At 67.4% G+C, this 11762-nt stretch carries 7 protein-coding genes; 3 read left to right on the forward strand and 4 right to left on the reverse strand.

Going from position 1 to position 11762, the window contains the following annotated elements; translation table 11 throughout:
- Positions 1–118: 118 nt before the first annotated feature.
- The 4 genes from ACIGYR_RS16315 to ACIGYR_RS16330 all read right to left on the reverse strand — a co-directional run bounded on the left by ACIGYR_RS16315 (position 119) and on the right by ACIGYR_RS16330 (position 8800).
- Entirely contained in the window at positions 119–3658 is a 3540-nt protein-coding gene (locus tag ACIGYR_RS16315; protein WP_399599773.1) for a hypothetical protein, read from the reverse strand.
- A complete protein-coding gene (locus ACIGYR_RS16320; RefSeq protein ID WP_399599775.1) occupies positions 3655–6411 on the reverse strand; it encodes a hypothetical protein in 2757 nt (918 codons plus the stop codon). Before ACIGYR_RS16320 ends, ACIGYR_RS16315 begins: the two co-directional genes overlap by 4 nt.
- A gap of 65 nt (positions 6412–6476) precedes the next feature.
- Positions 6477–7565, reverse strand: a complete 1089-nt coding sequence (locus tag ACIGYR_RS16325) for a hypothetical protein (protein ID WP_399599777.1) — start codon at positions 7563–7565, stop codon at positions 6477–6479.
- 539 nt (positions 7566–8104) lie between these two features.
- Positions 8105–8800, reverse strand: a complete 696-nt coding sequence (locus ACIGYR_RS16330) for an O-methyltransferase (RefSeq protein ID WP_399599780.1) — start codon at positions 8798–8800, stop codon at positions 8105–8107.
- Between the two features lie 211 nt (positions 8801–9011).
- Between ACIGYR_RS16330 and ACIGYR_RS16335 the strand changes: the two genes are divergently transcribed.
- From ACIGYR_RS16335 to ACIGYR_RS16345, 3 genes are all read left to right on the forward strand, one after another.
- Positions 9012–9197 (forward strand): hypothetical protein, encoded by a 186-nt coding sequence (locus ACIGYR_RS16335; protein ID WP_399599783.1) that lies wholly within the window; start codon positions 9012–9014, stop codon positions 9195–9197.
- Positions 9198–9270: 73 nt separating this feature from the next.
- A complete protein-coding gene (locus tag ACIGYR_RS16340; RefSeq protein ID WP_399599785.1) occupies positions 9271–10803 on the forward strand; it encodes a hypothetical protein in 1533 nt (510 codons plus the stop codon).
- 525 nt (positions 10804–11328) lie between these two features.
- On the forward strand, positions 11329–11762 hold a 434-nt coding region (locus tag ACIGYR_RS16345; RefSeq protein ID WP_400014233.1), incomplete at its 3' end, for a tectonin domain-containing protein.

Below are 11762 nucleotides of genomic sequence, written 5' to 3' on the forward strand. Positions count from 1 at the left end.
CGACCGGACCCCGCAACCTGCTCCCGAGGGCGCCGAGCCAAGCGGTGAACCGGGTCGCGGTTCACTTCACCGGTGCGGGCCCTCTCGACCTGGAATGGTCTCGGGAGGCTTCGTCGGCTCACAGTCCGGGGAGCAGAACCGTGTCGGTGAACACGGTCCGCTCCGTGATCTCGCCCGGTGTGGCCGACTGAAGGTGCGCTCCCGGGCGGGGCGTGTTGTTGGGGATGAGTTCGACTTCACGCACGCGTACGCGGAGTGCCCCTGGTGCGGGCGGCGGGCGGAACTCGGACGTCCACGACTTGACGCGCGACGACAGGCCGACCCGCTGCGGCGGCGGACTGCGCAGGTCCACGCGATGCCAGGCCGGCACGTCGGCGGGGCTCGTGTCGAACCCGATGAGATCGACCTGGTCCGCTGGTGCTCCCCCTGGAGTGCGGCAGCGCTCGAGAATCATGTCGACCCTGTTGACCGCGGGCGCCGGTGAGACCAGCCCGGTCAGCTTCACCTCGAACCGATCGGGCAGCCGCGTCACACGCAAGGCCCGGTCGGGAAGAAGGGGCACGGTGTCCGTCCTGACCACTGGTGAAAGCCAGAGGCCGGGAAGACTGTCGGGCTGATAACGGGCGACGGCCAGCTGGACCAGGGCGAAGTCGAAGGACGTGGTGTCCGTGCCGGTGAGGGCCACGTCGCACAACCAGCATGCCTCGTCCTCGTGATACTCCGGCTGGTGTGGTTTGACGACGACGTCGGTGCCGGCCTCCTCCAGCGGCACACGCCGGTCCGGGGCCGTGGCACTGGAGATATGCGGGGCGAACGGTGACCCGATGGGAAGGCCCTTGGAGGGATACAGGGGGTCGCTCCCGGCCAGCGACACGTAGGCGGAGAGGCCGTCCTCCAGGTTCGCGCCCTCCGGACGCACCACCACGGCGAGCTGTTCACCGGCGCCGGTGTCGTACCACGGCGGTTGAAGCGCGAGCCGTATCCGTCCTCCGAGGCGCTCTCTGTTGAGGACGTTCGAAGGCGCCTGCAGGCTTCCCGTCTCCTGCCAGCGGAACGCGGGCCGGGCGGAGAGGAGGACCGGGGGTGCCGGACGAGCCGCGCTGGGCACCACCACCGGCGGCAGTTCCTTGGTGACAGTGAACTCATCCACCATGGCAGGGTCGCGGAAGTACTGCCGGAAGCGGCTGACCGCCTTGAGCGTGTAGGTCACGCTGCGATGCCTGGTGTCGCCGAACTCATGTCGGAAGAGCGTGCCCGGCTGCGCGGGTCCGTCCGGGTCGACGGTGAGGGTGGCGACGGGGGCGTCCGTGACCTCCCGCCGCACAGTGTCCACCTGGTCCTCCCAGTGGGCGGTGATGTGCACCTCTGCCGTGCTCGGCGGATCGAACACGGCGGATTGCGGCGTGAACGCGGCAACGGTCGCGTTCCGGTCCCGGTTTACGGTCAGGACCGTGTCGGGGACGCGCAACGGACGCTGGACAGCATGGACGACCGTGAGCGTCCGGGCCGGGGTGACCAGCGGGTGGCGGCCCTGACGAAGCGCCTTCACCGCGTTCTCCGGCGGGTCGGCCCCGTGCACCGCGAACTCGTCGATGATGCCCTCTCGAGGGAACGATGAGATACGCAGGGTGAGTTCACCCGCCGGTGCGAGTCGTACGACCAGTTGTTCGCCCTCCCATGCCAGGGCGGGACGTCCGGGCTGCGGGGTGGTCACCCGGAGCGTCTTTCCCAGCAGATCGGGCCACTCGTCCAGCCCCTCCCAGGATCGCGTCAGCACCGTGTGTGCGTGGGGCTCGACCTGCTCGACCACGATGCCACCGGCCGCCGGATCGGGCAGCGGCGGTTCTCCGGGCGCGGGTGCCTCGGCCTCCACAGCGGTGAGGAGACGCTTGACCCACTCCCAGGTCACATGACTGGCCACGGCCTCGTCGCCGTCGAGATCGAACATCCCGTGCTGCTCGGCGAGGGCGAGTGTGCCCGCTGGCGGCAGGAGCAGCCGTTTGTCGTTGAGAGCGTAGCTGTATCGTCCGGCGAACGCGTCGACATCAAGCCCTGACATGGGATCACTGCGCACCACGACGTGGGCGACCGACTCGCCGGGTGATGATGTCTGGCCGGGATCGCCGGCTGTGGTGTAGGTGACGTCGGGCGACAGCAGCGGTTCGTGGCGGGCGTAGAACTCGGGGCCCTTCCAGTGCTGCTGGGCCGCGTCGTCGTCGATTCCGAGTCCGCCGCCGGCCATGTCCGCCACGCGGGCCCGGAGTGTGTAGTGGTGTCCGAAACGCAGCCGGGGCAGTGAGCCGGGTTCGACCTCGAACGACATGGCGATGTTCAGCCCGGGGTCCGTCGGAGGGGCCGGCGCCGGTGTCCCGTCGAGCGGCGGCCGGGGTACAGCAAGGCTCCAGCCTCGCCAGCCGGCCACGATCTCGTCGGCGTGCAGTCCGGTCCAGTCGCTGACCGCGGCGTTGGTCTTGATGTGGCCCTCCTCGGGGGCCCCTGCGACACCGACGACAACGGAATCCTCGCTCCGTTTTCTGTCCCGGGGGTGCTCGTGAACCGTGTAGGTGGCTCTGCGCCGATGGAGTGAGAACCAGTGCTCACCGCCCAGTTCGGGCAGGACGTCGATGCGGTAGCCGAGCACCAGGTCGTCAGCCGTGAGCACGTCCGGCACCTCTTGCCGGAAGCGAGCCGCTCTGTTCAGCCGCTCCCGCATCTCCCCGCCGCGGCCGCGCAGCACGAGCTGGAGGCCGTCAGAGCGCAGGGCGGGCAGGGTCGGGCGTTCGGACGGCCGTGCGTCGAGGGCGCGAGCGGCTTCGCGCAGTCGTTGAGCGGCGATGTCCACATCGACGGTCGCGATGCGCCACAGGGGTGATCCGTCCGCGTCGGTCTGGTCCAGGGTGACCATTCCGGCGCTCACCCGAGATGTCGAGCCCGGACGGAACTCCGGCCCGAAGACCGTCCTCGGGGACACGACAGGGGGCAGCGACGCGGGACGGCCGGGCCAGGTGACGCGCACGGTCCCGCCGGCGAAGTCGGAGGCGTCGTGCGGGCCGAGCCTCAACTCGAATATCAGCCCCAACGCCCGCAACACGGCCGGGTGTTCCCGTAGTAGCGACAGGGCCCGGTGGAAACCAGGCGGGCCCGAGGGCGGCGGAAGGGGCGCGGGGGACGGCGCCGGCGGATCAGGTTGCTGCCAGTGCTCGCCGTCCAACGTGTGCCGTACTTTGGCGTCGAAGTCCGGTGACATGGGCCCGAGTTCCGGGGTCACATCAGCCTTGGCCACCTCCTGGAACGTGCGCGCCACCGCGTCGGCGTCCGCGGAGGTGGCGTGCACCTTGAGGTCAGCACCGCTCACAAACCCCTGTCTCCGGGTGGCGTCCTCGACGGCCAGCCCCGCCAGCATCCGCTTCCAGACACCGGGCTGGAAGGGAATGACCGGCGCGATGTCCAGCTGCCTGCCCGGGGGGTCGTGAAGCCCCGCGTGGGCGCCGAACAGCTCGGCGTGGACGGTGCCTCCCGTGAGGGCGGTCGGCGGCCACTCCGCCATTCCGTGCCGGTCCAGTGGACCGCCGTCGAGCCGGGGGACGATGAGGACGCGCAGGAGCGGACGGCCGTCGGCAAAGCCGCCGGGTACGGGGATCCACAACAGATCGGTCATGGCGCGAATGCCCTTCGGTACTGCTGCCAGGTCTCGACGGCGGCCACGGAGCGCTTCCCGGTGGCCTTGCGGTCGGCGGCGGTCCGCCGCGGAGCGGTGCCGCCGACGAGCTCGAAGGTCCCGCTGTCGATGGTGACCGACTCGGCGTACAGCGTCAGGTCCAGTTCCACGACGAGACTCGCCCGGCCGAGGAGACGCGGTGGCCCCTCCTGGTAGGTGAGGGCGACGCGGAGCTCGATCGAGACCGTCACCAGGCCGAGCAGCCGAACGCTGCCACCGATCCGTATGAACGCCTCCAACTCCACGGCACCGTTGGCAAGGCGCACGAAGCGCACGCCACCCAGAGCGTGCACCTCGGCGCTCGCGACCACGAAATCGACGGCGAGCATCGCCCCGAACTCCAGGCAGATCTCCACCCTCGGTTCGTTCGCGCCGGCGATCTCGACGACGGCGTACCCTCCGCCGCCGAACGCACTGACGGATACGCTGAAGGGATGCTCCCGGCTGGCGAAGCCGAGCGCCACGGTCACCGGCTCCTCCGCGAAGGGAACGGTCACGGCCACTCGCACGGCGATGTTCTGCAGCACGAACGCGCCGGCCGCCGTCTTGGGTATCCCGAACTCGTAGCCCACGGTGATCCCGCTGGTCGAGACCTTGCTGGTGAAGCCGCGACCGCCGAGGAAAGACTCCAGCTTCTTCTGGAGCTGTCCCAGTAGTTTCAGCGCACCTTCGAATTCGATCTTCAACCCGTTGAGGTCGAGGCTCGCCGGCCGACCTGGGCTCTGGGTGAACGCCACAGATTCGAACGACAGCCGCAGCAGCCGAGTGGTGGCCGGGGGCGGTGGCAGCACGAGGGCGAAATTCTTCAGCGCGCAGGTGGGCGGTGGTGCCACGGCTGCCGGGGTCGCAGCACCGCTGGCCGTCGGCCCACAGCCGATGAACAGGTCCAACTGTGGAGACTGCCCCGCCGTCCTGGGCTGGAAAGCACTGTGTGCCTTGAGTCGTAGACCTTCCCACCTCATCTCCACCCGGGTGTCCGTGCCCTCCTTCCTCTGTACGATCTTGGGTGGGCTCGGCTTGGGGTTGCCCGTGGTGTCGATGAGGGCGGACAAGGGGAATCCGAACAGCGTCGCCCCGCTGAAGGCACGGTTCAGTGCCGCCGAGAGGTTGGGCTTGTCCGGGAGCACGCTCGTCGCGACAGGCCCGAGGTCACGGGAGATCCCGTCGGCGCTGAACTTGGGTGCCACCAGGCCCCCCGAGCGGTCGGCGCTCTTGGTGAAGTTCACCGGCACGCCGTTCGGTGCGTCGAAGATCAGGGGCACTGCCGGCACGGAGGTCCGCAAGAAACCGTCCGCGGCGTCGGAGAGACTGCGCATTTCTGCCGCGTATCTCAGAGTCTGTGGCTGTGCGTGCTCTGGTCCAGGAAGGAGGGAACGCAGGGCGGAGAGGACGACGTCGAACGAGGCGAGGTCCGGATGGGGCCCCGTGCTGTCGTCCTTGCCGGAGAAAGTCAGGGAATGCACTTCATGGACGTCCCCAGGTTTGCCTTCCGCCCCCACCATGTCGAGCTCCACGCCGGGGACCTGCACCGAGGCGTGAGGCCGCCAGTCGTTCAGGATCGCGGGGGTGGGGCCTGTCTCGGTGTCGGCGACGAAGATCAGCGGGATGCGGAACTGCACGTCGGTGGTACCGGAGCGGCAGCGGATCGGGAACGCCACCGGCGAGGAGGCGCCTCCTGGCAGGAACATCCGCGGGTTCGCGGGTTCGGGGGTGTTGGAGAGGGAGAACTCGCGGCCGAGTATCTCGACCTCGTCGAACGGAAACGTCGAGGTCCTAACACCCGACAGCAAGGGCACGGTCACCACCAGAACACGATGTTTCAGCAGTGCGGCGACACAGCCCAGAGACGTCGGGCTGTGCACGGGAAGGAAGTTCCGCTTGGTGAACTCCTGGTACACCACGGGAATGCCGAACGGCCAGAGTTTGCCCGTGGCGGTGACATCGACCTGGTCGTCGCGCCCCAGAGCCATCAGGTGAGTCCAGGAGACGGAGGGCCACTTCGCGGCCGCCGACAGGGAACCTCCGAGCGCACTCAGCTCGAGTCGCGTCGCGACCGGCAGGGAGTGTTGTGCGCTCGACGACACGATCAGGTCGCGCCAGTGAGTCAGCGGTGGAGAGCCGAACGGATCCTGCGGATGAATGTCGCTCTCGGAGAAGGATGTGGGCCGTACGAGCAGGAAGGCGTCCGTGGCGGTTGCGTCACTTGCTTGCAGACGCGCCCTCCACATCGCCACCGCGCCTGAATGCTCCGACGTCACAGGCCGTTCGGCATGGTGCGACACCACTGACGCGGTCGAGGACCGGGCCACCGGGCGCACCGTGAGCCCCCACGGCAACTCGATCGCGGACGTCTGGTCGTCGACGTGCGTATGCGTGTGGGCGGTGAGCGCCTTGAGAATGCCCTGTGCGCTGAGTTCGATCACGGTGCCGGATGTCACGGCGAAGACGAGTTGGCTGGGTCCGGACAGGCGCGAGTCGCTCTGCACGAAACCGGCGGTGTAGAACGCGGCCGGCGTCGTCTGCTCAAGGATCGCCTGCGGAGGAAAGGTGAGCGTTACGGTCGGGTGCGGCCCGGTCGCCACCAACTGCGTGGTGCCGGGACCGGTGCCCGTTCGGACCTCGAACCCCGCCCAGTCGACGGCCAGTACGACGAAGTCCTCACTGCGTACGATGAGAAAGGTCGGCGCCGCCATGACGCATCACCAGCCTTGACTGCTTCCCGTGAATCGGCGCCGCTGGGCGTTGCGGTTGCCCCCACTCATGACGTCACGCCGTACCGCAGCGCACTGTCGGCGATGTGCGCTATATGGGCGCTGCCCTCGCTGTCGAAGACCATGTCGCTCCAGGCCCCGCCGGCCTCCACGTCCTCGATGCTGAAGGTTTTGATGCCGGTCCGCGTCGCGAATCTCAGCCGGCCTCCGGAGCCGAAGGCGACACAGATCCGCGATTCGTTGCTCACTCCGCAAGCCGAGTACACGTCGTCGCCGCCAACGACGTCACTCACCACTTCTATCGCGGGCGACTCGGGGAAATTTCCCATGATGCAGACGTTGAGCGTCCGCCCGTTCCGCTCGTAGTACGAGATGATGCTCTCGCCCGTGATCGAGTGGGCCATGGAGGGCAGCTCCCCGAGTATCTGGCCGCCGTGCACCACCTCGACCCGCCAACTCTCCGGCTGGCCGGGGAACTCCTCGGGCTCCAGGGTCGCCACACGGAGTCGGCGGACGGACTGCCCGGCGGGCTCCAAGTCGTCGAAGGAGGCTATGCGCAGCGTTTCCTCCGCGTCGAAGTCCAATGACGTGAACCATCCCTTCTCCACCAGGTCGCCCTCGTCGACCTTGCGCACGTTCTTTCGCCACTGCGGGGGCTTGTTCGGGTTGGCCCTCGGTGGTTGCTTGGCGGCATGCCAAAGGGTCAGGCCGGACTGATAGGAGAAGTTCGGAGTGTCCTTGAAAGCGGGCAGGCTGAAAATCCCGGGATTGAGTTTCAGACAGGCGAAGCGGACTCTGCTCGGGAAGATGCCCGCGTCCGTGGGGACCTCTTCGAAATGCCATTGCGTGTCCCGCACACCGTAGATCAGGTGGTCGGTGGCCCTGCTCTGGTAGGCGACGTGAGGGCGCAAGGTGGAATCGATCGCGAGACCGATACGGTAGTCGTCACGCGCCGCCGGTTCGGCCGGCAGTTCCTCCGTTGCCCACTTGTCCTCTTCGCGCCTGGCGAGTACGACGTTTCCGGTACCCGTGGCGTAGGCGATCCAGGGAGTGTTGGTCTCGTCCACGGTCAACGAGACCTGGCCTTTTGCAGAGTTGAGTCCGTCCACCACTTCGGTGAAGAATTGAGGCGCCATGTTCCAGTCATCTCCATTGCGAGGAGTTCGGTCACTTCGGCGTGGACGTCCTCGCGGAAGCCCCTTCGATCAAGGGACGACGCGGGAGTGGTGACGGAGGTGGATTCTCGTGTTGGTCCAGTTCTGACCGGCCGCCGCTCCATGAAGAGTCATCTTGCGATGTGACATCTCGGACTTCTTTCCTGCGGCTCAGCAGGGCGAGGAACCGAGGGGCGCCTCGGTCGCGCGAGATCACCGGCTGGTCCTGAGCGTGACCTCGACCAGGGTGTGGGAAGCCCGTCAGGGGCGAGCAGCGGGAAACCGAATGGTTGAGATGTGGACGTTTCGGCCGGTCTTCACCGTACCGAAAATACGTCGACTCAAACGATAGTATTTCTTCTGCCGAGATGCATCCCGAGGGAACGGCCGCAACGCCTCGGGGTACCGCACCTCGGTCCGACGGAGACAAAGCCGGTGCCACAGCCGTGGAGTTACGGCACCCACGCACTCCTTTGGGTGACTATCGGTATGCTGCGGCAACCGACTCGCTGTGCTGGGCGTCAGGCGCTCTTACGCGTGGCAAGAATCATCCCGCTCGAATAGCGGAGCAGTGCACACACCACTCGGGGATCATCCACCAGCCCGTCGGGATCACGCCTGTCGACAGGATGCTCACCCGGCATGCGCCGTTGCCAGTAGGGGTTCATGTCGTCAATGAGCAACTGCCCGCCGGGTCGCAAGGCGCTGACGGCTCCGTTGACGACGGCTTCCTTCAGTGCGCCGGGAATGTCCAGGAAGATCAGATCGTAGGTCCCCAGATCCGGCAGGACCTCACGGGCGTCGCCCACCACCAAGGACACCCACTCGGGCCACCCCGCACATGACACGAGGTCCGACTTCTCCCTGTCGACCTCAACGCTGACCACCTCGACATCGGCGCGGTCGTGCAGTCCGTGCACCACCCAGGCAAGGCCCACGCCGACTCCCGTGCCCAGCTCGAGAATTCGCCCGGATGCCGGCACGGCCGCAGCCAGCGTGGCCATCAGCGCTCCCACCTCGGGTCGGGAGGACTTGCTGAAGCCCAGCTGCCGCGCCCGGTCCCAGGCGGCGCCGACGGTGGCGGGCACCACCAGCGCCGCCCGCGCGCCCAGCCGCTGTTTGATCCGCTCCACCTCGGCCGACGGCATCTCTCTCTCGAAGCAGAGGCTGACGACAGACTCCGTGCCCGTCGCCCCCACCGTGTTCGATCGGTCCATCCTGATCGCCTTCTCAGTCGTTCCCGCCAGGTTCATGGGCCCGGACGCGGCGGGCGCCAATCGGGTGGTCTCTCTGTGTCGAGCCTTGGTAGGGAACATTCACCCGGTACAAATGATGTTTACACGGGACAAACGGCGATGCCATTCGAGAACGGCTGCGCTCGGATAGGTGTCCCGGTCTTCTCTCTTCCATCGACAAGGAAGCCCAACAATGGCTGAGGCGAAAAAGCCCGGACAGCGCGTGATTCTCGAATTCGACCGTGAGGTGACGGAGGAACAGGTCAGGGAAATGCAGGCGGCGCACAACGCGACCGACGCCTTTCTGGAGACCGCCGGGGGACATCACCACCATGACGACGATGACGAGGAGACGGAGCCCGAGGAGGAGCCGGAGTAGTGACACGCCGGCACTTGCGAGCCCTTGAATCGGTGCGCGAACCGCGCAGTACCGCACAGGCGGGAAGTGGACCATGGAGTTGAGCGACTTCGACACGTTGCTCTCCCGTAGACCGTTCGGCGACAGCGCCTATCTGCATGAGCAGATGCATGCCGCCTTCAAGCGCAGGCTCGCAAGCGTCGAAACCTCGACCCCCGCCGCCCGCCGGCTCCTGACGACGTTGCAGCAGGCGGATCCTCAGACCGAGTACAGGGTTCTTGGCGATCCGATGGTGCGCCGAGCCATCCTGCAGATCGTGATCCAGGAGGTCGTGGGTGCGCGACGGCAGTTGCCCCCGGAGCTGTGCGCGCAAGTGCTCGACGCGGCAGAGCAACGTGTCCGGTCCGGTGCCGCCACCGGCCCGCTGCAAGGTGGCATCGACGCCACCCAATGGCTGGGTGACCCGTCGCGCACCCCTTGGGTCTGGGCTCCCGGACAACGCGACGACATCTTCGGGCGAGCGTTCAGCCGGCTGGTGGAATGGCAGTTCGACGCCGGTCTGTGCGCGGCCACGGATGCCGACCTCGCCGCGCTGCGCACGGCTGCGCGCCTCCTGGACGAGGTGTTGCCGCTGACGTCCCGTAGTGCGCTGAGCCACGTTCACCTGATCGGGATCACTTCGGGTACTGGAGCTTGGAAAGGCAAGGCGTCCACCTCCCAGTTCACGGTGACAGGCGCCATCTTCCTCAACCGCAGGCTGCTGACGAACCCCTGGTGGGTCGCGGAGCACCTGTTGCACGAGGCCCTGCATCAGAAGCTGTACGACTTCCGGCACGCCCATTCCATGCTGGCCAGGGATCTCGAAGCGGTCCCTGAAAGATCACCGTCCGAAGTGCCGACGGTGGTCTCCCTGTGGAACGCACCGGGCCGGGACGACTCGAACCAGTGGAACACGCACCGGGCCGTGGCGGCCTTCCATGTGTATGTGCACCTGGCGTTGTTCTGCTCGCTATCGGAACAGCTCGTCCCTCGACTCGGCGTGGATTATGGGCCGTTGGATGCACCTCGACCGATGACTTCGAGTCGTACGGCCTTCGAACGGGCCCGGTATCTGGGCGAGAGCCTGCGGGGCCGTTGCTGGGAGGAACTCGGAGTCGGGGGCCGGTACTTGGTCGGGTGGCTGAGTTCCCTGCTGGACGCCATGGACCCGGCGCCCGCTCCGGCAGGAGCGTCGTTGCACCTCTTGCTGGACCGGTATCTGAAGGAAGCACGTAAGTTGCGGACAGCTGCGCCGTCCGCCGAGCTGACGAGCACCGTGCAAAGGCTCACCGCGGCCGAGGCGGACGCCTTCCGCGGGGTCCTCGCCGTGGTGGGTGCGCAGGATCAGGCCGACGGGGCGGCTGCCGCGCCGGTCGCGGGGTCGGTGTGTGATCACATCGCGGCGTTCGAGGAGCGGCGGCGGCATATCGCGGAGACGCTTTTGCGGCTCGCGCCGAACGGGTACAGCCTGGATCCGCTGTGTGGCGGGGGAGCGGGCTCAGCCGACGAGATGGTGCGGGAGATGGTGGAAGCCTCCAGCCGTGAACTGGCGATGGCCGTCGCACCGGCCCCGTCGACTGCCTCGTGAGGCATCGCCCGCCCGTTCCCGCCGCGGCACAACCAGTGCATGAGGCAGGCTCGGCCCGTCCGGTTTGCCGGTCAGGACGGCTCGGGTCCGTTGTCGTCCTGCCACTGTCGTCCGGTCGCCGAGAGCCGTCGGGGTGGTGATGATGCGCAGCGCGTGGGCCTCGCGGCCTACGCCGCTGCGCATGTCACCGTAGACCGGCAGGCTGTCAACCAGCCGGAGTCACCACGGTGTTGCCGTCCGACCGGCACCCCCGTAACGCGCCGGCGCGGCAGGAAGCCGTCTGGCGGACGCCGACCCGCCTTTGTGTGTAAGCGGGTTGAGGGTACCTCGCGAGGGTGACTTCGGATCTCGTCAATCCCGCGGGCGTGGCCGTGGGCCCGTTGCAGCCCATCTGCCCACTCTCACCGCAAAACGCTGTTTTCGCGACAAAGTTACTGATCATGCTTGAAGTTCATATGTCCGGCGAATCGTTCCGCTTGGGGAGGAGCTGTCTGTCAACATCCTCTGACGGAAGGCGTCGGCGTCATGTCCGACTGGAAGCAGATCAGCGGTGCACTCAAACGGATCTCGGCGGGGTCCAGGACGAACGTGTGGGGGGTCAACGCGGCCCAGAACATCTACCGTTACACCAACAACGACGCCAGCCCGTGGGTGCAGATCCCGGGCGCGCTGACGGACATCGGCGCGGGTGCCGACGGCACGGTGTGGGGAGTGAACTCCGGCGGGAACATCTACCGCTACACCGGCGACCAGGACAGCGGCCACTGGAAGCAGATCCCCGGCGCCCTGGTGCGGATCTCGGCGGGGTCCAGGACGAACGTGTGGGGGGTCAACGCAGCCGGGAACATCTACCGCTACACGAACAACGACGCCAGCCCGTGGGTGCAGATCCCGGGCGCGCTGACGGACATCGGCGCGGGTGCCGACGGCACGGTGTGGGGAGTGAACTCCGGCGGGTA

The organism is Streptomyces sp. NPDC053076, from assembly GCF_044546845.1.
GTDB lineage: Bacteria > Actinomycetota > Actinomycetes > Streptomycetales > Streptomycetaceae > Streptomyces.

Excerpts from the sequence above, each read along its gene's own strand:
- ACIGYR_RS16330 (WP_399599780.1), bottom strand. The coding sequence starts at position 8,800 with ATGGACCGATCGAACACGGTGGGGGCGACGGGCACGGAGTCTGTCGTC.
- ACIGYR_RS16325 (WP_399599777.1), bottom strand. The coding sequence starts at position 7,565 with ATGGCGCCTCAATTCTTCACCGAAGTGGTGGACGGACTCAACTCTGCA.
- ACIGYR_RS16335 (WP_399599783.1), top strand. The coding sequence starts at position 9,012 with ATGGCTGAGGCGAAAAAGCCCGGACAGCGCGTGATTCTCGAATTCGAC.
- ACIGYR_RS16315 (WP_399599773.1), bottom strand. The coding sequence starts at position 3,658 with ATGACCGATCTGTTGTGGATCCCCGTACCCGGCGGCTTTGCCGACGGC.
- ACIGYR_RS16320 (WP_399599775.1), bottom strand. The coding sequence starts at position 6,411 with ATGGCGGCGCCGACCTTTCTCATCGTACGCAGTGAGGACTTCGTCGTA.
- ACIGYR_RS16340 (WP_399599785.1), top strand. The coding sequence starts at position 9,271 with ATGGAGTTGAGCGACTTCGACACGTTGCTCTCCCGTAGACCGTTCGGC.